Consider the following 22670-nt stretch of genomic DNA (forward strand, 5'->3'; position numbering starts at 1 on the left):
AAACTTTAGATTGGCACCCTAGATAGGGTTTTTGAGTTTTTAACCCAAGAGTGGATGATATTCCATTGACAGGGTTTCTGAACAACGACACCTCTAATATTCAATATTGTTGAATGTTGGTGTTATTTATTTCTTTAATTGCATAAATAAGCTTAGTGATAGATGAGTTGAATTTTTAATTTCGACTAAAATTGATGGTTAATTCAATGTTAAAGGCTTCCGACTTCTTTATTTTATTGGCCGCTTTGATCTCTTTTTGCTTATCTGGATACTTGTGGTTTAACGGATACAAGGAGCAAGGTGTTTTTACAGCTCTGTGGGTTCCCAGTATTCTATCAATTGGTATCTATTTTAAAGTTTCTGCCTTGCTAGCAAGAAGATAATTATTATGTCTGATTCTTTGATTTTGATGATAGGGATTGGTGTGTTTATCTGTCTGGTTGTGGGGGTAGTATTGACGGTTTATGAGTTCCATAAAGCGGGCTATGAACCAGTTAGAAATCGGTCCAAAAGAAATAAATCGGTAAGGTAATTTTTAGATCTCTAAATGAAAAAGGGAAGCCAGTGGCTTCCCTTTTTGGTTGAAGGCTGCTTGCCTAGAAGTTATAGGTCATTTTTCCGTAGATAAAACGACCGCGTGGGTCGTGCTGTGATTCTACATAGCCATAAAGATCCGTATCGCCATCACCAATTGCAAAGGGTGGTTCTTCATCGAAGACATTATCCGCGCCGAGACTTAAAACCATATTTTCGAAACCGGTATAGCGTGCTTGCATATTCATGGTCAAGAAAGAGTCAACAGTGCGAGTGCTGTGGCTTTCATAGTCGAGATTACCATCGAAGTCTATATCCGGTGTATCTTCGAATTCTCCGATATAGCTGAGTCCTGCACTAAAGCTGAAGGTGTCAAAGGTCCAATCTGCAGTAGCGTTCCAGCGGTGTTGTGGATACTCGTATTCTCCAGCTTGGTCACGGGTAATAAATTTTTCACCAGTGGAATCCAGTTCAACACGCTCAAATTCTGCCAGGTAAGAATAATCCAGACGTAAGCCAATCTCACCACTGGCCAGCTCTAAGCCATCGTAAAGAATAGTTAGATCTACTCCGGATACTTCTTGTTCGCCTATATTGGTAAAACCGTTCCGTATAGACTGTAGTGATCCTAAAGATTGACCTTGAAGTGGTGTATCACGAAGGCAGATACTGCTGTTCTGATCGTTACAATGAAGGTTGTAGACATAGCCATATGGAACGTCATCAATTTTGCCTTCCTGAGTGATATTCCAATAGTCCAAAGACAGTTGTAGGCCCTCAATAGGTTCGTAAATGGCACCTATATTGTAGGACTCGGACTCTTCTGCATCGAGGTTTGGGTTTTCTGAGTAGATAATTGTGTAATCAAGCTTGCCACAATCTTCAATGCCATTAGCTTCACAGCCATAAGTATCTGCAAAGAATACGGATTCTTGTGAGTCACCTAGACCTATCTGTGCAAGAGAAGGTGCACGGAAGCCGGTGCCCCAGGATGCACGCAGAGATAATTGATCAGTGGCGCTCCACAGCAGTTTGGCCATGGGATTAGTGGTACTGCCAAAGTCACTGTAATCGTCGTAGCGAGCGGCCAATGTGAGGTCGAACCTAGCGGGAAGGGGGATGGCTACTTCGACATAAGCCGAGGAGATATCACGGCTGGCGCTGGCGGACACAGACTCAGTGCCAAATATTAGCCCGCGCTGGAATTGGTCATCTGGAGAATCGGAAGCTTTTTCCTCGCGATACTCCAAACCAGTAGCCATAGCAATGGTGCCATAAGGAGTATCGATCAAATCTCCATTGACTGAGAAATCGTAGCTAGTCAGTTCAGACTTGCCCTGGCGGACTAGATTGGTGGTGATGGCATCAATCACTGAGTCCGGATTTTGTACGCCGCCAAAGGGATTGTAATTACCGGCATTAATCTGCTCTTGGAGCAGGTCGGTGCGTACCCAACCTTGGGACTTACTTCCTGTCTGTTTAGACTCGCTGCGTGAGCGCTGTACAGATGCTTCCCAGCCCCAATTGGCGATAGAACCTCGCAAGCCGAAAACACCACGCAGGTTATCGGTTTCTATGCTCCATTGACGCGCTCCTGCATCTACTGTGCGGTAAAAGGCGATATTAACCTCTTCGCCATAAGGGTTATTTGGGTGGTCTGCTGGCACATAGAGGCCCGCTTCTGTATCTAGAGGCGTAGGCGCACCTTGAGCTACAGAGGTGTTGTGTTGAATGGCAACTTCACTAAAGAATTCAACGTTTTCAGTTAATTGTTTATGACCCAGCATTAATAATCCAGTGCGTTCCGCTTCGGGTGTGATCAGGGTCCAGGGGCCATAATCATAGCTACACACAGGACCAACACTGAGGACTGCTATACGGTCTTCAGGGCAACTGGAATCTGGCGTCGTTTTGGTTGCCATTGGTAAGATGAAAGTTCCAGGGAAGCCGCGAGCTGAGCGGAAGTTTTCACCACCTCGGCTGGTTTGGTTGGCGGTATCCAGACCGCTGCGCTCTGTACTGGAAAGGCGACTGTTTTTATGGTGGTCAAAAATAACGGTGAAATTGGAGTTTTCCCCATTTATGCCCCAAACAGCCGAGAATGATTGCTCGTCATAGCCATCTGCACTGCCGTAGTCCATCGATACTTCAGTGCCTTCGAAATCCTTGCGTAGCACCAGATTAACCACACCGGCTACCGCATCAGAGCCGTAAATGGCGGAGGCACCATCTTTTAGAACTTCTACACGCTCAACTGCAGCCAATGGAATGCTATTGATATCGACGAAGTTAGTGGTAATTCCCTCAGCAAAGGCGCTGATAGCGACACGCTTACCATTAACCAGTACTAGCGTGGCATCAGCCCCCATACCTCGCAAACTCACCGCAGCAGCACCGTTGGCGGTGGAATCCTGGTTGTTGCCGCGGGTGGAGAAGGTGCCGTTACCGGCGGCGGGATTTTTCTCAAACAGCTGCTGTAGATTGGTATAACCGGATTTCTCGATGCTTTCGCGGTCCATTACCTGTATCGGGGTAGCGTTTTCAAATTCAGAGTTGCGGCTGATTCGGGAGCCCACAACGGTGACCTCTTCAATAGCACCTTCCTCGGCGGCGAAGAGGGCTTGTGGGGTTGTTGCTGCGGCCGCAGCCAAAATGGCAGAGGCCAACACATTGCGACGGAGAGTGAATTTTTCCATGTTTCTTGCTCAACTTTTTTATTGTCATAGTCCGTGACTGGCCCAAATTGGCTGGTCGTCGAGCAACACTAGCAATGGCTGAAAACTGAAACAATTAGCTCAGAGCTGGCCACTGGCCCTGACGATGAATGGGTGAAGTGGGTCGCTTTTTTTTAATGAACTAAACGCCAAGCCAGTTAATGGCGGTGCTTTGGAAATGGTAAGCAGGGATCAAATACTGCTTAAAAGTAAGCTAGTCATTCTGTAGTGGACGCAGCTGGCTACAGAGAAAAAACACCGCGGCTGCGAGGACAATAGATGGGCCCGCAGGGGTGTCCCATAAAATAGAGGCGAGCAAGCCGAATACTACGGCGAGGCAGCCGATCAGGGATGCCAATAGCGCCATTTGTTCCGGGGTGTGCGAGAGCCTGCGCGCGGCGGCAGCGGGAATTATCAGCAGGGCGGTGATCAGCAACACACCAACCACTTTCATGGCGATGGCAATTAGCAGGGCCAACATCAGCATGAGCGCCATACGAATTCTCTCTACCGGCACGCCCTCTACCGAGGCCAACTCCTCGTGCAGGGTGAAGGCCAATAGTTTTTCCCACAGCCAATAGAGCAGAGCTAGGATGCCCACTGCGGTAATAGACATCAGCACCAGGTCTTGGCTGCCGACGGCGAGCAAGTCGCCGAGCAACAGGGAGAGTAGATCCACCTTAATTTCGAACAGGCTGACCGTCACAATACCGAGAGCCAGCATCGAGTGGGAGAGAATCCCCAATAAGGTATCCACGGCTAATTTCTGCCTGCGCTGCAGGTACACCAGTAGAATCGCCAGCAAACAGCAGGTTGCACCAACGGCGAGGGTGGGCATGATATGCAGTACAAAGCCGAGAGTGACGCCGAGCAGGGCTGAGTGTGCCAGTGTGTCACCGAAGTAGGCCATGCGCCGCCAGACGGCAAAACAGCCTAGTGGACCGCTAACCAGAGCGACTAGCAGACCGGCGCCCAGGGCATACCAGAGAAATTGGCTGTGCAGTAATTCGCCGAACTCGACCACTTATTGTTGCTCTCTATTTTTGCCACTCGGCTCTGTATCCGAGTGATTGTGGTTGCACTCGCTGGCGATGTCGCCACTCAGTTTGTGCTGGTGGTTGTGCTGGTGGGTATAGGGTGCCACTTTGTCGCCAAAGAGCGCCAGGTAGGCGGGATCTCTGCTCACCTGTTCGGGGTGGCCGTGACAGCAGATATGCTGGTTGAGGCACAGCACCTTATCGGTGGCAGCCATTACCAGATGTAAATCGTGAGACACCAGCAACACCCCGCAGCCCAACTTATCGCGCAGGGTGGCAATCAACTGGTACAGCTCGCTTTGTCCGCCCACATCGACACCCTGAGTGGGCTCATCCAGCACGAGTAATTGCGGTTTGCGGGAGGCGGCTCGGGCGAGCAGAACTCTTTGCATCTCTCCGCCGGAGAGATTTGCCAGGCTGGCCTGTAACAACTGCCCGGCACCCACTCTATCCAGTGCGGCCTGGGCTTGGGCAGCCTTTACTCCCGGTTGCCCCAGTTGCAGGAAGCGCTGCACAGACATCGGCATGGAGTTGTCGATATGCAGACGCTGCGGCATATAGCCTATTCGCAAGCCCGGTTGGCGCCAGACAGTGCCGCTCGTAGGTTTGCTCAAGCCCAATAACAGTCGTAGTAGGGTGGTCTTACCGGCGCCATTGGGGCCGATTAGGGTAACGATCTCACCCTGGGTCAACTCCACGGAGATGTCCCGAAGCAGTTGCCGGCCGGCGAGTTGCAGCGCGACGCAGTCGGCGGTAATTAGCGGCGGGGAAGGGCTCAGGGCAAAATCTCCAGGGCGGGCGTGAAAATCCGTATGTATGTAGCTTCCTTGCGAGGGCTCGACGAGAGAGCCTGCAGCCAGTCGGACTGGCGGCGCGAAGCCGGTTGTGATTATATCGCAGTTTTACGTCGCCAAATGTCTCCCATGTCCCCCTCTTCGCGTGTTTTCTCCTTTTTTGCCCTGTTGTTGCTCTGCCTTAGCCTGTTGGCCTGTGGCAAACCGCAGCCCGTCGAGCGTACGGAGCTAGTGGTGAGCGTGCGTCCGCTGGCGCTGATTGCTCGGGAAATTGCCGGTGATAATCTGCCGGTGCATGTGCTTATCCAGGGGGCTGATCCCCATCATTACGCCCCCAGTGTTTCTGATCGGGCACGTCTGGAACGGTCCCTACTAATGATTTGGTTGGGGCCGCAGATGGAGGGGCTGTTGGCCGGGCAGGTGAATTCTTTATCCGAAGAGAGGCAGCTGCAGTTATTGGGCGCAACCGAGTATGAGTACCAGGGGGCCAACGCAGCTGATCCCCACTTATGGTTGCGCCCGCGCAACGCGGCATTAGCGGGGGCTCTGATCGCCGAGCGCCTGGCGCAGTTACAGCCGCAGCAGGCGGAGCTGTACCGCAGCCGCGCACGAGATTTTTCTCAATCAATGGCCAGTCTGCAGAAAGTATTGGACCGGGCTCTGTGGGCATACCGAGATGTCCCCATAGTGGTGACCCATGATGCCTACGGGCATTTCTTTGGTTCCGCAGGGGTGGAAACCCGCGCTTTAGGGAACAGTAGCGGTGGCGGTCACGGCGCTCGCGCCATGTTGGACCTCAGTGGGGTGGGGCAGGGTTGTCTGTTTGGAGAAGTCCCTGAAAATACCCGCGACCGACAGCTGGCGGAACACCTGGGGCTGAAATATGCCGCGTTGGACCCTCTAGGCGAACAACTGGGGCCCGATGCCCGCTATCGCGATTTGATTGAGTCCTTATTGGCACAGGCGCGCGGTTGTCTCAATGAGATATCTGATCAAGCCGATCAAAGTGAGCAGTGAATTCATAATCCCCCGGGAGTGTGATTCGACCTGAACCCGAACTTGAAAAGGAATTGAAAGATGGCCCGATGGCAGGGAGATCGGGCCAGAATCATAGGTAAAGCAATTAACCGGCAGTACCGGATTTATTCTTTAACTGCTGAAGTTTTTCCGCTCGCACTGAATCACGCTCGGCCTTGCGCCGCATTTTTTCCAGGTGGCGCATCTGGCGTTGAAACAAGACTTCGCTCTGCTCCCTGGTAGCCTCCTCCAACATCAGCTCGTGACCTGGCGCCTGCGCATGTCCTGCTGTAGTGGAGGCAGTTTCCTGAGTCTTTTCCGTCTGACAGGCGGAGACCGCGGCTACCGGCGATGCCAAAACGGGGGCGGCAAATAGCAGGGCGGCGTACATCACTCCTCTCATAATAAGAATCCTTCCTTAACACTCGTGGGTAACTTTTTGCGGAAACAAAAGACCCTGTGCCACCTGTGGGTGGCCAATGGCATTTGTTTCCGGGGAGTTGGCGATTAGTAAAAGTCGCTACCGGCAAGACTAGACAAGCCTGAGCATTTGGTGAGGTTACTGCGTCGATTGTTGTCGACTCAGCGTCGAGGTGAGTTGGCTTTGCCGCAAGGATATGTGGCGGCGGTAAATAGTTTGTCTCGCGGCAGCGAGCGGAAAAACTGTGTAAAGGGGGGTATCCTATCGGCCAATCCAGCGCCGCGAGCGCCCGACAGGACCAACAACAGAATCCCGAGATTTATGACTAAACAAAGCCCCCCTGCCGCCCCGCTGATTTTGGTGGATGGCTCCTCCTACCTGTATCGCGCTTTTCACGCTCTGCCACCGCTGACTACCAGCCAGGGCAAACCTACCGGCGCGGTGCGCGGTGTCATCAGCATGCTGCGCCGCCATTTGAAGGAGCATCCGCACAGCCCGGTGGTAGTGGTGTTTGATGCCAAGGGCAAAACCTTCCGCGATGAAATGTTTGCCGAGTACAAGTCCCATCGCCCGCCGATGCCCGATGACCTGCGCGAACAAATTCAGCCGATCCACGACATTATTGATGCCATGGGGTTGCCGCGTCTGGTGGTGGATGGAGTCGAAGCGGACGATGTGATCGGCACCCTGGCCCTGGAAGCCCAGCGTCAGGGGCAGGAAGTGATTATCTCTACCGGTGATAAAGACATGGCACAGCTGGTGCGCCCCGGCGTCACCCTGGTCAACACCATGTCCAATACCGAGATGGACAGTGAGGGAGTGGTGAAAAAGTTCGGCGTGGGACCGGAGTTGATCATCGACTTCCTCGCCTTGATGGGGGATAAGTCCGACAATATTCCCGGTGTCCCGGGAGTAGGCGAGAAGACTGCTCTGGCGTTGCTGCAAAATCTGGGCAGTCTCGAGAATATCTACGCAGACTTGGATGCCATTGCGCCGCTGGGATTCCGCGGTGCCAAGACCCTCGGAAAGAAGATGGCCGAACACCGCGAGGCGGCGGAACTCTCCTATAAATTGGCCACCATCAAGACGGATGTGGAGATGACCTATCACCCGCAGGGCCTGCATAACGCGGAGCCCAATACCGAGGCATTGATAGAACTGTTCACCCAGAATGAATTCCGCGGCTGGTTGGAAGAACTGACCAGTGAAGAGTCTGAAGAGGCGATGGCCGAGGCCGTTGAGCGGGACTACATCATCGTCACCGAGATGGCAGAATTCGACACTTGGCTTGAACAACTCAAGGCATCAGAGATCTTTGCTTTCGATACTGAAACCACCAGCCTCAACTATATGCAGGCAAAACTGGTGGGGGTGTCTTTCGCGGTAGAGCCCTACCGCGCCGCCTATGTGCCCTTGGCTCACGATTATATGGGCGCACCCGAGCAGCTGCCCTTCGATGAGGTTCTCGCCAAGCTGAAACCTCTGCTGGAAGACGACAAGCAGAAGAAAGTTGGGCAAAACCTCAAGTACGACAGCCATATCCTGGCGAACTACGGCATTGCGCTGCGCGGTATCGCGCGGGACACCATGCTGGAATCCTACGTATTAGACAGCACCGGCAGTCGCCATGATATGGACAGCCTGGCACTTAAATACCTGGGCGAACACACGGTACATTTCGAGGATATCGCCGGTAAAGGCGCCAAGCAGCTTACCTTCAACCAGATTGAGCTGGATAAAGCTGGCCCCTACGCCGCTGAAGATGCGGATATCACACTGCGTCTGCACAATGAGTTGAGCGCGCGCTTGCAACGGGAGCCAAGCTTGCAGGAGGTGCTGGATGAAATCGAGATGCCGTTGCTGCCGGTGCTCGCGCGCATGGAGCGCAACGGCGCCTACATCGATGCGAAAATGCTCTCTGAGCAGAGTGCCGAACTCGAGCAGAAGATGCGCGATCTGGAGCAAAAGGCCTACGAGGTGGCCGGTGAGGAATTCAACCTGGGTTCCACCAAGCAGCTGGGAGTCATTCTGTTTGAGAAACTGCAGATTCCGGTGATCAAGAAAACCCCCAAGGGGGCGCCATCCACCGCCGAAGCGGTGCTGCAGGAACTGGCCCACAACCACGAGCTACCGGCGCTGATCATGCAGTATCGCGGCCTGGCCAAATTGAAGAATACCTACACCGATAAGCTGCCGAAAATGATCGACCCCGGCAGCGGACGAGTGCATACCTCTTATCACCAGGCGGTGGCCGCTACCGGACGCTTGTCTTCCAGTGATCCCAACCTGCAAAACATTCCCATCCGCACTGAGGAGGGCCGCCGCATCCGCCGTGCCTTTACCGCGGATCCGCGCATTAATGGCGGCAGTGAAATTATCGCGGCGGACTATTCACAAATTGAGCTGCGCATCATGGCGCACCTGTCTGGGGACAAGGGTTTAGTGGATGCCTTCGCCCACGGCGCCGACATTCACCGCGCCACTGCTGCAGAGGTCTTTGAAGTGGCGCTGGATGAAGTCAGTGATGAACAGCGCCGTCGCGCCAAAGCCATCAACTTTGGCCTGATTTACGGTATGTCAGCGTTTGGCTTGGCCAAGCAATTGGATATCCCACGCGCTGACGCCCAGACCTATATCGACCGCTACTTTGAGCGCTATCCCGGTGTGTTGCGCTATATGGAAGATACCCGCAAGCAGGCGGCGGAAAAGGGCTACGTAGAGACCTTGTTTGGTCGCCGCCTGTATCTGCCTGAGATCAACTCGCGCAACGGCATGCAGCGCCAAGCGGCCGAGCGCACCGCCATCAATGCGCCTATGCAGGGCACCGCCGCAGATATTATCAAGCGCGCCATGATTGCTGTGGATGCCTGGCTTAAAGAACAGCAGCTGTCGACGAAACTGATTATGCAGGTACACGATGAGCTGGTGCTCGAGGTGCCCAAGGATGAAGTCGAGACGGTGGCCTCCGGCGTACAGGAAATTATGCAGGGCGCGGCCAAGCTGCATGTTCCTTTGATTGTCGACCTGGGGCGTGGCAAGAACTGGGATGAGGCGCATTGAGTTTTTTCGTGCAGCGCCTTTGGCGCACTCATTAATGTTCAGGGGGATCTGAGATAGAGACACCGGTACAAGAAGGCTTAATGGGCGCCTATTTAATGAAATAAGCGCCAATAAGCGTGTTTTAGTCGGCGTTTTTACATTCTTTGCGGAAAACCGTGGAACTGTTCCGGCGACAGCCCCTCTAAAAAGGCAAGATCGTTGGAATGCGTCATCATCCCCCAAGGAAGTCAGATGTTTGCCCCGGAACTCCCCCAAGTCCGGGGCATTTTTTTTGTCTTTCGCTCACTCTCCTTCCACAGCGCACGTTTTTCATGGTTTAAGTGACACAAGCTACTCACGCAGACCCCTTGGCGCTCATCTGGTCTAGTCTGAGCACTACAGAGAATCCATTCGTATGACATATCGTCTTGGCGGCTAGGCTTATCAATCGCCACCAGCGCCTGTCAGTCTTGAGGACCATTGATGCAGAGCAAAACTATTGCGTTGGCAGCGGAGCATAAAACCCTGCAAGCGTCTCTCACGCTGCCTCAAGAGTCGCGTGCACTGGTGATCTTTGCCCATGGCAGCGGCAGTAACCGCGCTAGTCCGCGCAATATTGCCGTGGCCAAACGTCTGAACGATGCCGGGTTTGCCACACTGCTATTCGACCTGCTCAGCGAGGAAGAGAGCCGCGCGGACGAAGCCACCAGTGAATATCGCTTCGATATCGACCTGAGTGCCCGGCGTCTGGTGGAAGTGATCGATTGGGCGGCGCAGGGGGAAACTACCCGGGCTCTGCTTATCGGCTTGTTCGGAGCCAGCACCGGGGCTGCGGCAGCGCTAATCGCCGCCGCCGAGCGACCATCTTTGGTAGGCGCGGTGGTTTCACGGGGCGGCAGACCGGACTTGGCCGGGTCGGACCTGCCTCTGGTCAAGGCGCCCACACTGCTGCTGGTGGGCGGCGATGACAAGCAGGTATTGGAGTTGAATAAAGAAGCCCTCCAGCATATGGTCAACGAGCCCCGTTTACATCTGATACCCCACGCCGGCCATTTATTTGAGGAGCCTGGAGCCATGGATGAAGTGGTGCGTATGACCGTGCGTTGGTTTCGCGCGAGCCTGCTATGAGTAGATTGAAGCTATTCAGTTTGGATGCCGGCGCCGACTTTGCCGGTCGCGTGGCTGCGGCCCTGGGTGAACCTCTGGCCCGGCATGAGGAGCGCTGCTTTGCCGATGGTGAGCACAAGGTGCGCCCCCTGGATGATGTCGAGGGAGCGGATGTCTTCCTGGTGCAATCCCTGCACAGGGAGCAATACAGCAGTGTTGATGAAAAACTGCTGCGCTGTTTGTTTTTTATCGGCGCTTTACGCGATGCCGGTGCTGCGCGTATTACCGCGGTAATGCCCTATCTCTGTTATGGGCGCAAAGATCGACGCACCAAGTTACACGATCCGCTTCCGACCCGCTATTTGGCCAGCCTACTGGAGGCCGTGGGTACCCAGGTGGTAGTGACACTCGATGCCCACAACCTGTCTGCCTATGAGAATGCCTTTCGTTGCCGCACTCTGCATTTACTGTCGGAGCCTTTGTTATTGGAGTTTGCGCTGGGCCGACTGAAGACGGAGCCGCGGCCCCTGGTGGTTTTGTCCCCAGATGAGGGGGGGATCAAACGCGCAGAGAAATTGCGCGAGACACTGAGTGAACGTCTGGGGCGTCCGGTAAGTAGTGCCTTCGTGGAGAAGTACCGTCAGGGTGAGAAGATCAGTGGTGGCACCCTGGTGGGAGAGGTGCGCGGGGCGGTCGTGTTGATCGTGGATGATCTTATCGCCAGTGGCGCAACACTCTCTCGAGCAGTTGAAGCCGCGCAGCGGGCCGGAGCCCAGCGTATCCTGGCGCTGGCCAGCCACGGCCAATTTAGTGGAGATGCTTTTGCGGACTTGTCGCAACTGCCCCTGGAGGCTGTGGCAGTGACCAACTCTCTGCCCCAGTTACATTTGCCGCAGAACTTTCACTTGCTCGACTGTGCGCCCTTGATGGCGGAAGCGATTCGGCGCCTGCACGATTGCGGCCCGGTAAGCGAGCTCACTCTTTAACTTTTTACCGATAAAGGCCTCTTATCGACAAAGCAGTCGTCGACTTTTTGTGGTTTTGCCTGCTTTTGGCGCATCAATCATTTTTTGAGCATCCGACCCACGAATATCACGCATTATCGTTCCCGCACTTGAGCTGCGTTTACATTTATTTACTTAAGAAATGGGAACCAACAGGGCAAATGCCCTATCGAAGAATACAGATCATTGTTGCTCCCTAACCCCTAAGCGTTCAGCTTTTTAACCCCGGAATTCCCCAAAACCGGGGTTTTTTTTGTCTGGGCGAAAGAGGATTTTTAAAAGTTTTACTGGCGAACTATTTCCACGGCCACTGATTTGTTGCTGGCTTTGGAATCTATTTCCGGAAATAGGCAGAGAAAGGGCATAGTATTCGCAGACCTCTGATCGTGGTGTTTTCTGGCTGGGAAACAAATCTGAGCCAGCCTAACCTTTCAATATGCAAAGTGTTTGCATACTAGAGGAACCCTCAGGCGTACCCGTCCCCCTGGGTGCGTCTGGCAAGTGCCCCACCCCAAGGGCACTGACCCCTAGCCGGCAGCCCCCATCTGCCGGCTTTTTTTATACCTGGATTTTGGCACCCCCCGACTATCTCAAAGCATACTGTTTAAATACAAATGCGCTTGCAAATGATAATGTTTCTCATTATCTTTGGTTTAAATCTAACAGGGGGGTTACCGTGAATTTACGTTACCTATGTGCAAACCACCGCCAATGGTTGATCGATAACACTGATCGTGCGGAACAGGCGTGGTTGGATTGGATGGAGCGCGGCAGGATGCTTTGCGAAGAGGGGAACCATAGTGAGGCGATTCCCTATCTGGGTTGCGCATTTGATGTGGCTGGGATGTTACTCACACGCGAGTGGCCCAGCTATGCCGTCTCTGCGACGCGTTTTAGTGACAGTGCCGCCCAACTGATGGCGGCCTACCGGAATCAGGGAGATGAAAAACACCACCATTACCTCCTTGTGGGAGCCAGTTCTGTCCTCGCCCGCCAGCTGGGAGATCGCGATAAACAGCAGCTTGCCGCTGACTGTATCAGCGCGCTCTATTCGGATGGAGATGGCAAGCCGGAATTCCTTCTTGCCGGGGGAAAACCCGTATCCCACGGTGGGGCAAGCCTGCAGCTGCACTGAGGCAGAGCCGGCAGCGGCACCAAAAGAGTCCCCGCGCCTGCTGACCGTTTCTATTCGCGAGGATGCCCTCCTGGATCTGCTCGCACAGCGAGCCCTCTGCGCGGAGGCGCTGCACTGCGCTACGCCCCAGGCGCGCCGGCGCCTGCGTCAGCTGTTGCTGCGCTCGCTGACGCCGACAGGGGACAGCACCTCGGAGGAGCCGAACTGATACGGTGGTCTTGGAGTCCCCGACCTTCTCGACTGCCGCCATATTGAGAGTTTTGGGCTTATTGCCCAACAATCAGAGCAGGCCGAAGGAGCGTGCCCGGAATTAGTCCCTTCCGGGCGCTCGCCTCAGGGCTCTGCCTCAGTCGGTTCGGGTGACTCTGGTTGAGGCGCCAGCCAGGTGTTCAGTTTGCGCTCCAGCTTGTCGAGCCCGGTTTTTTTCAGCGAAGAGAAGGTCTGCAGGGTGACGCCGCGGCTGAGCTCCTGTTCCTTGAGGGCTTTCTCGACGGCGAAGAGGGCGTTGTTGGCCGGGCCATTTTTCATCTTATCCGCCTTGGTGAGCAGGATATGTACTGGCAGGCCCGCCTCTACCGCCCAGGTGAGCATATGCAGGTCGAACTCCTTGAGGGGTTGGCGTATATCCATCAACAGTACCAGGCCGCGCAGGCAGGTGCGTTGTTCCAAATACTCGGCCAGGTGGCGCTGCCACTCGTCTTTCATGCTGCGGGCGACCTTGGCGTAACCATAACCCGGTAGGTCTACCAGGCGCTGGTCCTCTGACAGGCTGAAAAAGTTGATCAGCTGCGTGCGTCCGGGGGTCTTGGAGGTGCGCGCCAGCTTGTTGTTGCCGGTGAGGGCATTGATGGCGCTGGACTTACCGGCATTGGATCGACCGGCAAAGGCGACCTCTGCTCCAATGTCCTCCGGACACTCGGCCAGAGTAGGGGCGCTGGTGAGAAATCGTATGGCACGATAGTTCAGTTTTTGTGGCTGGGCTTCAAATTTGTTAATTGGCATCGTTTAAGTCTGCTGATTCAGTACACTCGCTTGGCGCGCAAGTATATAATGCCGCGGTTTTCGCGTCGCAGGACTATCGGGGGCGACACGAAACGCCATATCTCAGCGCGCAACGGGACGACGTATGAACAGCATTATCAAGAACACTGCTCTGGCACTCGGTTTGGTTTTCGGCTTGGGGGCCGTACCTTTTGCAATGGCCTCGGGCGATGCTGCTGCGGGCAAGGCTAAGGCCGCCCAGTGCGCCGCCTGCCACGGCGCTGATGGCAACAGCCTGTCGCCGGCTTTCCCAAAAATCGCCGGCCTCGGTGAAAAATACCTGTACAAGCAGCTTCAGGACATCAAAGGTACTCCTAATGGTGAGAAGGCCCGCGACATACCGCAGATGATCGGTCAGCTGGATAACTTCGACGACCAGGACCTGCAGGATATCGCCGCCTACTTCGCCTCCCAGCCAATGCAGTTGACTGGCTCTACCGCCTTCCCGGTGATGCTTAATAGCGGTGACAGTGTCGATAGCCTGATCCTGGGCCGCAAGCTCTACCGCGCCGGCAACAAGGAAACTGGCGTGCCGGCGTGCATGGGTTGCCACTCTCCCACCGGCCAGGGCAATGCCCCTGCAGGTTATCCGCGTCTTTCCGGTCAGTATCCGGAGTACATTGAAGCGCAGTTGAAAGCCTTCCGTGCGGGCACTCGTGCCAATGATGGTGAAGTCCGCACCATGCGCACCGTGGCCAAACAGCTTTCCGATGCCGAGATCAAGGCGGTTGCCAACTACATCGCTGGTCTGACCGACTAAATCGGTTAGCCACAGCAACGAGAGGCCGGTCACACACCGGCCTTTTTTGTGTCCGACGCTCCCGCATGGGGGTGGGAATTGGGTAAAGTATTGCCACATTTGCGACCTCGCCTTGCGCCCGGCGCGGGGAACTTAAATAATCAGCGCTGTCTATTGTGTCCTCAGTGGCCCGACAGTATGTCGCCAGATCAGGCGCTCGAACCACGAATATAGAAGCTGGAGAAGACTTATGAGAGCAGTGCTCGCCCCTATAACAATGGTTTTCGCTGTATTGTTCAGCCTTGTTGCCTGCGCCAAGGAAAGCGGAGAGTTTAAGGCCGGCCAACATTACCAGGTGCTGCCACAGGCGGTAGCGCAGAAAAATGCCAACAAGATCGAAGTGACCGAGATGTTCTGGTATGGCTGTGCCCACTGCTACCACTTCGAGTCGACTCTGGATCGCTGGCAAGAAAAAATGCCCAGTGATGTCGCTTTGGTGAAGCTGCCGGCAATTTGGCAGCCGGTGATGGATGTTCATGCCCGTTTGTTCTATGTGGCGGATGCCATGGGCGTTCTGGATAAAATGCACACCCCTCTGTTCAATACCATTTACAACCAGCGTCAAATGCTGGCGATTCGCGAAGGCCGTGACTTTAAGCCCGACCTGGCCGCTATCGAAGCCCTGTTCAATAAGCACGGTGCCGATGGTGCCAAGGCCGCCAAACTGATGAACTCCTTCGCCATCAACAGCAAGGTTAAGCAGGGTGTGGCCAACCAGCGCGCCTATAAGATGACTGGCACTCCGGAAGTGGTTGTGGCCGGCAAATACCGTATCAGCTCCTCTCTGCCGGGTTACAAGGGCAAGAGCAACGGACAGGAATTGATGCTGCAGGTAGCGGACTACCTGATTGCTAAAGAACGCGCCGACCGAGGCTGATAGCCCAGCCAAAAACAAACCCCGCCCAGTGCGGGGTTTTTTGTATCTGCACGTTTGCCACACTTGAGTAAGCCCATTTTCTACCGCAGCAGCCTGGAACAGGAAGTCACCTTTGCGATATCTATGGATCTGTTTGTGCTTGCTGATTCTCTCCTTTCCGTCCCTATGGGCACAGCAGACAATGGAGAATGACAGACTGGCCGCGCGCGCGAGCAATCTGCTTTCCTATATCGCTGTGGATTATGGGGACTCTGTCGATGATGACCGAATCCTCGATACAGACCTCTATCGATTGCAACAACACCATGCTACTCAGGCGTTGGAGCTGGTACGGCAACTACCAGACAAACCTGGCCGTTCCGCTTTGGAGAGCAGTATTGGAGCCTTGCAGGAGGCGATAGGCCGTCGCGATGACGCTGATGCTGTGCGCAGGAGGGCCAATGAGATCGCCGATCGATTGGCGGCTCTCTATCAGATGCAGCGCTCCCCCACGCAGTCTTTGCCCGCGGCCAACCTAGCGGCACCCCTTTTCCAACAGCGTTGTGCCAGGTGCCACGGTAGCTGGGGGCAGGGGGGTGGCGCGGTTCCAGACCTGCGCGACGCTACGCGTATGGCGAGTTTCAGTCTCTACGACCTCTACAATACCCTCGATCCCACCGTGGATACGGTACATAGCAATCGGGTCGATGGCGACTTGGATAGCCGGCAACGCTGGGCGCTGGCAGTAACCGCTGCCGCCCTTGCTGTGAAGAACCAACTGCCACCTTCCGCTGATCTTGCCGAGCGCTACCCGGCCCTGGTCGGACTGCCGGGTATGGCGGTCACCCGCCCGGTCGAGTTGCCCACTGATGCCAGGAATGCCCTGATGTGGTGGAGGGGGCATCCCCACTTGGTGCGCTCCCTCGAACATCCTCTGGCCCGTGCCGAGGGGCTACTGCTCTTGGCGGAAACCGATTACCGGGGAGGAGATAACGCCGGCGCTTACCACAAGCTGATGCTCGCCTATCGCGAGGGCTACCAGCCCCTGCAGCAGTCCATTGAGTTACGAGACAGGGTTTTGTACAGACAGCTTCAAGCGCAATGGAAAAAATTGCGGCGGGAAGTGATCTCTGCCGCACCCAACACGGATGTGATTGCTTCTATACAAAATTTACGCACTTTGCTGGCTAGGGCCAGAGCACGGCTCGAACCGATGCCGGGCAGCAGCATCAGTTATCTGTGGGCGACGCTGCTGTTTGTATTGGCGCTAGCGCTTGGGCTCTCTCTTTGGTGGGGATTGCGTTGGAGAAAGCGGTCTAGACTTTAAGATGCTTGTGCGCCAGGTCAGTTGTCCAGCCGTGAGGAAGTCACCATGGCAAGATCCCTATTGCCCGCCCTTATCCTCTATTATGCACTGCCGCTTCAGGCGGCCGAGCCTCTGGATGCTTTCCCGTCAGAAGTAGAAGGGAAATATCGCCATGTGATAGAGCTGCCCAAGGTGGTCGATGAGAGCCGCTTTATGGTTGAGCTGGTGCCGGGTAAAAATGCACTGGCCGACTGTAACCTTCGCAGTTTCAACGCACCTTTACAGCGCCAGGTATTGCCGGGTTGGGGTTATCCCTATTATGTGCTGGCGGACCTGAAGCCCGCGCAGGGTACCAGTAAGGTGTGTGGACCCGACTCTGAATCCCGCCGCTTTATCCGCGTGCGCGGCAAGGGACTGATACTGCCCTATACCAGTAGCCAGCCTCTGGTGGTGTATCTGCCAGAGGGTGTACAGCTGAAATACCGTGTGTGGCGGGCGGATAAAAATCTGTCGGACGCACAGTCTAAGTAAGGTATTCCTTAAACCCACTCCACCTGCCTGCCTAATTCCACTCCCTCACAGTGGCGCCTCAATAAATATTTTTAATGCTTCTAATGCCACTGTGGGATTTTGCGTCTAGCCTTACTAAGCAAGGGATGTGAAAAATAACGCCTGTGCGATTTTTCACGCCGGTTTTTTTGGCCTGTGGCCTTAACCGGACAGGAATATTGGCGGTGACGCCAGCCGCCGTTCACAGTAACCCTACTCCGCGGTTTTTGCCGTGGAGCACCTACGGTAGAGCAGCGCATGAAGTATTTGCGTAATCCCCCTTTAAATCCTGTTTGTGTATCCCCGCTACAAAGTTGTGCCATTGCCCTGATGCTTTTTTTGCTATTGCCGCTGGCGGCAACAGCGGAATCAGCTCAACAAAAATGGGCGGGCAACTGGTTGGTGGTGAGTGAGGGAGACGACCAATTAGTGTGGCAACTTAATGCTGATGGCTCCGGTTATGCCTATGGCTTTAATTCCGGAGGCAGGCTGACCCATGGCTTCGCCATTAATTGGCAACTGGATGGCGATCGTGTGCGGGTGCGTACCGGTGCATCCGTTAGCTGTAAAGGCGGCGTAGTTTCGGTAGCGTTTCGCGGCTGGAGTCGTTCCACCCTGTTATTTGCGGTGATTGATGGGCGGCACTGGCTACAGGCGGGCGGCGGCTTGCTAAGTTTCCAGCGCCGCCTGAGTGGCTGGAACACTCCTAAGGCCGGGAGCAACTGTCCCAACATTGCCAGCTGATTTTTTGATTAGCACTCATTAAAAATAAAATAGGAATTTTCCACTCAGGGAGGAGAGCGTCGAATACTGGAGTAAAGCTGTGATGCAAAGAACCCTGGTGATGGCTCTGGTATTTTTGCTCACAGCTGTTTCCGCTTTTGCTAAGGATGAGCAGAAAAAAAAGGAGAAACAGAGCGAACAGGAGAAAAAGACGCAGCAGCGGAATGCCGGTTGGCAAGCTCAATCCCGCTTAAATGCCAGTCAATGGGTTGGTGCCTGGCTCATTTCCCGGGATGGGGAGGCGCGGCATGTATGGAGCTTGAAATCTGATGGTACTGGCCGATCCTACGCTTTTCTCCCCCAAGATGGAAAACTGCAATTTATCTTTGGTTACGATATTCACTGGTATTTTGACCCTTTTACACAGATGGCCAATATAAAGACCGGCCGTAGAATCATTTGTCGTAGAGGGAAAATCTATCCCTATTTCCTCACCTTGAAGTCCTATGAGAGCGATTATTCAGTGCGAGGAAAATTTGCCTGGCAAACCACTTGGACCGAGGTGAGTATTGGACGCGATCGCCTGCACAAATCCCTGGTGGTATTTGTTGCACCACTGTCCGCCTGGCACGACCCGGGTAAGGGTGCGCCCTGCCCGGAATTCCCCCATGTGCGCTTAGAAAAAGCGATTGATCGAGTCTTGCAGAGTTGGGAGAAAAAAGACTCCCCCGATTTAGAAGTGAATACCTCCCCAGCACCGGGTGAACCTGAGCTGGAAGGTGAAGAATTAAAAAAACCGACAAAAAAAAACGTGAATAGGCGTAAGCGAAATTAAAATAAAAAACCATTGAGACAGTAGTGGTGTGAGTCACTGACAGAGAGTACTGATCATCCAGATCTTATGGCCATGTCGTATTTCCGTGGGATTCGATTCCTGTGGAGAAGAGAATGATATGGTCTCTGCCGGGCACCCGCTTACTGTGTGGTTATAAAGCAGGTTTTTCAATGGCAAATCGGGTATGACTGAAGAAGTTTCTCTTACAAATATTCTGAGAAATATGTGCCCTAAATTACAAGAGGAAACTTACGTTTTTTGCCAAGTGTCAGATGCCCGGCTCGAAGAAGTCTTGACGCAAAGCCTGTGTATTTTCCGTGAAGGTGAGGGCATGAGCGCAATTTTACCCAAGTGCTTGGCGCAACAGTATGGAATTGCCTCCAGCGGGCCCTTTCGACAAATCACCCTGCAGGTCTTTTCCGGTCTCAGTGCGGTGGGCCTTACCGCAACCGTCACGAGAGAACTCGCCGATGCGGGCATAGTGGCCAATATGGTAAACGCCCTGCGTCACGATCACGTCTTTGTCCCGGAAGAGAGCGCGCAACAGGCCCTACAGCTTTTGCGCGGGCTTAGTAATCGGGTGTACTACACCTGAGCTTTCGCTGTGAGTATCAACTATCCCCAGCCTCAGCCCCACGGCGAAATTCGCCAACTACTACCTGACCTCTTCTATGTGCCGGGAACTGTCAAACTGGCTCCGGCGGTCACTATCAATCGGAATATGGCCATAGTGCGCTGGCAGGAGGAGCTGGTACTGGTGAACCCGATTCGCCTGCGTCCAGCCCAGGAGGAGAAGCTGCAGGATCTAGGCCGAATTTCCCATGCGGTACGACTGGGTTATCACCACGGTCAGGATGACCTCTACTACCGAGATCACTTCGACCTGACTTTTTGGCGGCAGTCCGGCTCAAACTTTTATCCTCCCAGTGCGGACAGACTGGTGAAAGATGGGGGCAGTTCTCCAATACAGGGAAGTCAGTTTCTGGAACTGCGTTATAGCCGTTATCCAGAGGCCTTTTGGTGGTTGCCCTTTAATGGCGGCTTATTACTGGGCTGTGATGCCTTGCAGTATTGGGGAAAGTGGAGCGGCTGTAGCTGGTGCGGCCGCAATCTGATGCGCCTTTCCGGCATACGCGCCGGTATGCAGGTACCGCCCGCCTGGCGAACGCGAATGACCCCCGAGGGCCGGGACCAGCGCTGTTGGCTGCAAGAGGACTTTCAGCGCCTGCTGCAGTTGCCATTCCTACATTATTTGGCCGCCCATGGAGAGTTTTGTGCTGATCGGGCTCATGAGGAGGTTACCGCAGCATTGAACCGTGCTTTCCCTGGTCTCTACAAGGCGGCCTAGTTCCTAAATATTAGCCCTTCAGGGTGAGTAATCGCTCACTTTGTGCGTCCCTGTATTGAGCCGGATCGTGTTAAGATTGTGCACCTTTTTGGCGCGGCGCTGGTGCAATCTGGCTGACCGCGATGATTTATTCGAGAAGTAGAGTTTCCATGAAAAGCAAAATCCTGCTCAGCGGCCTACTGGCAATGCTGCTGGCGGCCTGCACCGCAGTGACCACTGACACAGCGCCCAGCGCGAATATCGACAATATCAGTTGGGATGTGAATTACCTGGCATCTGCAGAGCTGGCGGGAAGAAATACGGGCAGTGAGGGCTACCTCAAGGCGGCGCAATATGTGGCCGATCAGTTTCAGTCGATGGGCCTCGACCCAGCAGGGGAGCAGGGGTACTTTCAAAATGTGCCTTTCCGCAGTGCCAGCTGGAATGGCGCCGAGCCCAGTCTTGTCGTGAAAGGGAAGAGCAGTGAGGTCACTTTTACTTTTGGTGAGGATTTCATCGCCTCACCTTCTGCAGTGAATGAGAAGGCTAGCCTGGAAGCCGAGCTGGTATTTGTCGGTTACGGAATTGAAGCGCCGGACTATGGCCTGAACGATTACGCCGGGCTGGATGTGAAAGGGAAGATCGCGGTAATACTGAGTGGTCGGCCCAAGAGCCTGCCCAGTGAAGTGGGGGCTCACTACGCTTCTAGTTACAACAAGCGCGAAACCGCCGCTCGTCATGGCGCGGTTGGTTATATCACCCTTTATACACCCGAACGTGAAAAGCGTCGCCCCTTTGCGCGCTCTGCGGAGCATCGCCACGATGAGACTTTCGACTGGGTAAACCGCAAGGGCGAGCCGGGCAGTGCCACCCCCGGCTTATACCCCGGTGTGATGCTCAACATTGATGCAGCGAGCAAACTCTTCAGCGGTACCCAGCAGAGCCTGGAAGCTATCTTCAGCGATATGGAAAAAGGTCAGAACCCCAAGGGTTTTGCGCTTCCTTACCGCGCGGCGCTGAGCACAAGTTCTAAACACCAAGAAATTTTCAGCCCCAATGTTGTGGCCGTATTACCGGGCAGTGATCCGGTACTTAGAAATGAATATGTAGTCTTCTCTGCCCACCTGGACCATATCGGCAAAAAAGAGGATGGCCAGATTTATTATGGCGCACAGGATAATGCCGCAGGAATCGCCGTCATGCTGGAAACCGCACGGCTGTTTGCGGAATCCGGCCAGGCTCCGCGACGCTCTCTCTTATTTGTAGCAGTGACTGGAGAAGAGAAAGGGCTGCTCGGCTCGGACTATTTTGCCGAATATCCTACCGTACCCCTGCAGTCCATCGTGGCCAATATCAATCTGGATATGCCTATGCTGCTCTACCCATTCCGCGACATTATTGCCTTCGGTGCCGAGCACTCTTCCCTGGGCCAGGTTGCCGAAAACGCCGCAATCCGTAGCGGCCTAAAACTGAGCCCTGATCCCATGCCGGAAGAAGTGATCTTCGTACGCAGCGATCACTACAATTTTGTACGCCGCGGTGTGCCTTCTATTTACCTCATTACTGGGCGCGAAGCACAGGACCCGAATATCGATGGCACTGCTATGCAAGTGTCCTTCCTGAAAGAGAGCTATCACAAACCCGGAGATGCGCCCGATGCTGGGGTGAACTACGCAGCGGCCAGGCAATTTACCGAAGTTAACTATCTGATTGCCCGTGAAGTGGCAGATGCCGAGGATAAGCCTTCATGGTATGAAGGGGATTTCTTTGGGGACTTGTTTGGTACTAATTAGGTTACACAGACTATTACTCCGATTGTAAATAGTTTGTGAATAAATTCTTACAAGATAATTATTGGTTTGTGGTAAATTGCGCAGCCTATCGGCTAGTTACCGATGAATAAAATATATTATCCGTATTAGGACATAAAAAATGTTTAAAAAATTAGCTTTGGGGGCTGCGATTACTGGATTAGTAATGGCAACGGGTTGTGCAAGTATCGTAAGTGATAGTTCCTATCCGGTATCAATCAATAGCACTCCAGGCGGTGCAAATTTTACCATTATCAATGAAGCGGGTTTCGACGTTCACAGTGGTGTAACCCCTGATACTGTTACCCTGCCAGCATCTGATGGATTCTTCTCTTCTGCGAGCTATACGGTTAAATACCAGATGGCTGGTTACAACGAGCAGAGTTTTTTGATTAAAGCGGGTATGGACGGTTGGTACGTTGGTAATATCCTTGTTGGTGGTCTAATCGGCTGGTTGATTGTTGACCCTGCAACTGGTGCAATGTGGAAACTTCCAGAATCCGCACATGTTACTCTGCAGCCAAACACTGCAGCTGCTCCTATGGGCGGCCTGTCAATAGCTTCTATTGATGAAGTTCCTGAAGAAATGAAATCTCAGCTGGTGCGTGTAAAATAAGCACT

20 protein-coding genes are annotated in these 22670 nt (G+C 54.0%); 15 read left to right on the forward strand and 5 right to left on the reverse strand.

Annotated elements, in window-relative coordinates:
* Positions 1 to 596: 596 nt before the first annotated feature.
* The 3 genes from ACJJID_RS17750 to znuC form a co-directional block, all read right to left on the reverse strand.
* Complete coding sequence (locus ACJJID_RS17750; protein WP_444920610.1) at positions 597 to 3230, reverse strand: TonB-dependent receptor; 2634 nt, start codon at positions 3228 to 3230, stop codon at positions 597 to 599.
* Positions 3231 to 3462: 232 nt separating this feature from the next.
* Complete coding sequence (gene znuB / locus ACJJID_RS17755) at positions 3463 to 4272, reverse strand: zinc ABC transporter permease subunit ZnuB (RefSeq protein WP_444920611.1); 810 nt, start codon at positions 4270 to 4272, stop codon at positions 3463 to 3465.
* Positions 4273 to 5064, reverse strand: a complete 792-nt coding sequence (gene znuC / locus ACJJID_RS17760) for a zinc ABC transporter ATP-binding protein ZnuC (RefSeq protein WP_444922650.1) — start codon at positions 5062 to 5064, stop codon at positions 4273 to 4275.
* A gap of 33 nt (positions 5065 to 5097) precedes the next feature.
* On the opposite strand from znuC, the gene ACJJID_RS17765 reads away from it, so the two are divergent.
* Positions 5098 to 6096 (forward strand): metal ABC transporter solute-binding protein, Zn/Mn family, encoded by a 999-nt coding sequence (locus ACJJID_RS17765; protein WP_444920612.1) that lies wholly within the window; start codon positions 5098 to 5100, stop codon positions 6094 to 6096.
* Between the two features lie 106 nt (positions 6097 to 6202).
* Here the strand turns inward: ACJJID_RS17765 and ACJJID_RS17770 are convergent, their stop codons facing one another.
* Positions 6203 to 6499 (reverse strand): hypothetical protein, encoded by a 297-nt coding sequence (locus ACJJID_RS17770; RefSeq protein WP_444920613.1) that lies wholly within the window; start codon positions 6497 to 6499, stop codon positions 6203 to 6205.
* Positions 6500 to 6838: 339 nt separating this feature from the next.
* Between ACJJID_RS17770 and polA the strand changes: the two genes are divergently transcribed.
* The 4 genes from polA to ACJJID_RS17790 all read left to right on the forward strand — a co-directional run bounded on the left by polA (position 6839) and on the right by ACJJID_RS17790 (position 12802).
* Positions 6839 to 9577 (forward strand): DNA polymerase I, encoded by a 2739-nt coding sequence (gene polA, locus ACJJID_RS17775; RefSeq protein WP_444920614.1) that lies wholly within the window; start codon positions 6839 to 6841, stop codon positions 9575 to 9577.
* Positions 9578 to 10039: 462 nt separating this feature from the next.
* Positions 10040 to 10684, forward strand: coding sequence for a dienelactone hydrolase family protein (locus ACJJID_RS17780; RefSeq protein ID WP_444920615.1), 645 nt, complete (start codon positions 10040 to 10042; stop codon positions 10682 to 10684).
* The gene (locus ACJJID_RS17785) at positions 10681 to 11649 is read left to right on the forward strand and encodes a ribose-phosphate diphosphokinase (RefSeq protein ID WP_444920616.1); all 969 of its coding nucleotides are present in this window, start codon (positions 10681 to 10683) and stop codon (positions 11647 to 11649) included. Before ACJJID_RS17780 ends, ACJJID_RS17785 begins: the two co-directional genes overlap by 4 nt.
* 694 nt (positions 11650 to 12343) lie before the next feature.
* The gene (locus tag ACJJID_RS17790; RefSeq protein WP_444920617.1) at positions 12344 to 12802 is read left to right on the forward strand and encodes a hypothetical protein; all 459 of its coding nucleotides are present in this window, start codon (positions 12344 to 12346) and stop codon (positions 12800 to 12802) included.
* Between the two features lie 333 nt (positions 12803 to 13135).
* On the opposite strand, the gene yihA is transcribed toward ACJJID_RS17790, so the two are convergent.
* Positions 13136 to 13804 (reverse strand): ribosome biogenesis GTP-binding protein YihA/YsxC, encoded by a 669-nt coding sequence (gene yihA, locus ACJJID_RS17795; RefSeq protein WP_444920618.1) that lies wholly within the window; start codon positions 13802 to 13804, stop codon positions 13136 to 13138.
* 124 nt (positions 13805 to 13928) lie between these two features.
* Between yihA and ACJJID_RS17800 the strand changes: the two genes are divergently transcribed.
* The 10 genes from ACJJID_RS17800 (at position 13929) to ACJJID_RS17845 (ending at position 22665) form a co-directional block, all read left to right on the forward strand.
* Positions 13929 to 14603 (forward strand): c-type cytochrome, encoded by a 675-nt coding sequence (locus ACJJID_RS17800; protein ID WP_444920619.1) that lies wholly within the window; start codon positions 13929 to 13931, stop codon positions 14601 to 14603.
* A gap of 229 nt (positions 14604 to 14832) precedes the next feature.
* Positions 14833 to 15519: a thiol:disulfide interchange protein DsbA/DsbL gene (locus tag ACJJID_RS17805; protein WP_152450399.1), complete on the forward strand. Its 687-nt coding sequence runs from the start codon at positions 14833 to 14835 to the stop codon at positions 15517 to 15519.
* 181 nt (positions 15520 to 15700) lie between these two features.
* On the forward strand, positions 15701 to 16825 hold the full coding sequence (locus ACJJID_RS17810; protein ID WP_444920620.1) for a c-type cytochrome: 1125 nt from the start codon (positions 15701 to 15703) through the stop codon (positions 16823 to 16825).
* 45 nt (positions 16826 to 16870) lie between these two features.
* A complete protein-coding gene (locus tag ACJJID_RS17815; RefSeq protein WP_444920621.1) occupies positions 16871 to 17335 on the forward strand; it encodes an ecotin family protein in 465 nt (154 codons plus the stop codon).
* A gap of 276 nt (positions 17336 to 17611) precedes the next feature.
* Positions 17612 to 18097, forward strand: coding sequence for a hypothetical protein (locus ACJJID_RS17820; RefSeq protein WP_444920622.1), 486 nt, complete (start codon positions 17612 to 17614; stop codon positions 18095 to 18097).
* A 79-nt stretch (positions 18098 to 18176) separates the two neighbouring features.
* Positions 18177 to 18911 (forward strand): hypothetical protein, encoded by a 735-nt coding sequence (locus tag ACJJID_RS17825; RefSeq protein ID WP_444920623.1) that lies wholly within the window; start codon positions 18177 to 18179, stop codon positions 18909 to 18911.
* Positions 18912 to 19095: 184 nt separating this feature from the next.
* Entirely contained in the window at positions 19096 to 19506 is a 411-nt protein-coding gene (locus ACJJID_RS17830; protein WP_444920624.1) for an ACT domain-containing protein, read from the forward strand.
* 9 nt (positions 19507 to 19515) lie between these two features.
* Complete coding sequence (locus ACJJID_RS17835) at positions 19516 to 20259, forward strand: hypothetical protein (RefSeq protein ID WP_444920625.1); 744 nt, start codon at positions 19516 to 19518, stop codon at positions 20257 to 20259.
* 149 nt (positions 20260 to 20408) lie between these two features.
* Complete coding sequence (locus ACJJID_RS17840; RefSeq protein ID WP_444920626.1) at positions 20409 to 22031, forward strand: M28 family metallopeptidase; 1623 nt, start codon at positions 20409 to 20411, stop codon at positions 22029 to 22031.
* Between the two features lie 139 nt (positions 22032 to 22170).
* Positions 22171 to 22665, forward strand: a complete 495-nt coding sequence (locus tag ACJJID_RS17845; RefSeq protein ID WP_444920627.1) for a hypothetical protein — start codon at positions 22171 to 22173, stop codon at positions 22663 to 22665.
* The last annotated feature ends 5 nt before the right edge of the window (positions 22666 to 22670 follow it).

This window comes from Microbulbifer sp. CnH-101-G (assembly GCF_052466775.1).

Bases quoted from the DNA above. Each gene is read 5' to 3' on its own strand.
- yihA (WP_444920618.1), bottom strand. From the start codon at position 13,804: ATGCCAATTAACAAATTTGAAGCCCAGCCACAAAAACTGAACTATCGT.
- ACJJID_RS17845 (WP_444920627.1), top strand. From the start codon at position 22,171: ATGTTTAAAAAATTAGCTTTGGGGGCTGCGATTACTGGATTAGTAATG.
- ACJJID_RS17780 (WP_444920615.1), top strand. From the start codon at position 10,040: ATGCAGAGCAAAACTATTGCGTTGGCAGCGGAGCATAAAACCCTGCAA.
- ACJJID_RS17750 (WP_444920610.1), bottom strand. From the start codon at position 3,230: ATGGAAAAATTCACTCTCCGTCGCAATGTGTTGGCCTCTGCCATTTTG.
- ACJJID_RS17840 (WP_444920626.1), top strand. From the start codon at position 20,409: ATGAAAAGCAAAATCCTGCTCAGCGGCCTACTGGCAATGCTGCTGGCG.
- ACJJID_RS17765 (WP_444920612.1), top strand. From the start codon at position 5,098: ATGTATGTAGCTTCCTTGCGAGGGCTCGACGAGAGAGCCTGCAGCCAG.
- ACJJID_RS17820 (WP_444920622.1), top strand. From the start codon at position 17,612: ATGAAGTATTTGCGTAATCCCCCTTTAAATCCTGTTTGTGTATCCCCG.
- ACJJID_RS17830 (WP_444920624.1), top strand. From the start codon at position 19,096: ATGACTGAAGAAGTTTCTCTTACAAATATTCTGAGAAATATGTGCCCT.
- ACJJID_RS17805 (WP_152450399.1), top strand. From the start codon at position 14,833: ATGAGAGCAGTGCTCGCCCCTATAACAATGGTTTTCGCTGTATTGTTC.
- ACJJID_RS17800 (WP_444920619.1), top strand. From the start codon at position 13,929: ATGAACAGCATTATCAAGAACACTGCTCTGGCACTCGGTTTGGTTTTC.
- ACJJID_RS17785 (WP_444920616.1), top strand. From the start codon at position 10,681: ATGAGTAGATTGAAGCTATTCAGTTTGGATGCCGGCGCCGACTTTGCC.
- ACJJID_RS17770 (WP_444920613.1), bottom strand. From the start codon at position 6,499: ATGAGAGGAGTGATGTACGCCGCCCTGCTATTTGCCGCCCCCGTTTTG.
- ACJJID_RS17815 (WP_444920621.1), top strand. From the start codon at position 16,871: ATGGCAAGATCCCTATTGCCCGCCCTTATCCTCTATTATGCACTGCCG.
- polA (WP_444920614.1), top strand. From the start codon at position 6,839: ATGACTAAACAAAGCCCCCCTGCCGCCCCGCTGATTTTGGTGGATGGC.
- ACJJID_RS17810 (WP_444920620.1), top strand. From the start codon at position 15,701: ATGGAGAATGACAGACTGGCCGCGCGCGCGAGCAATCTGCTTTCCTAT.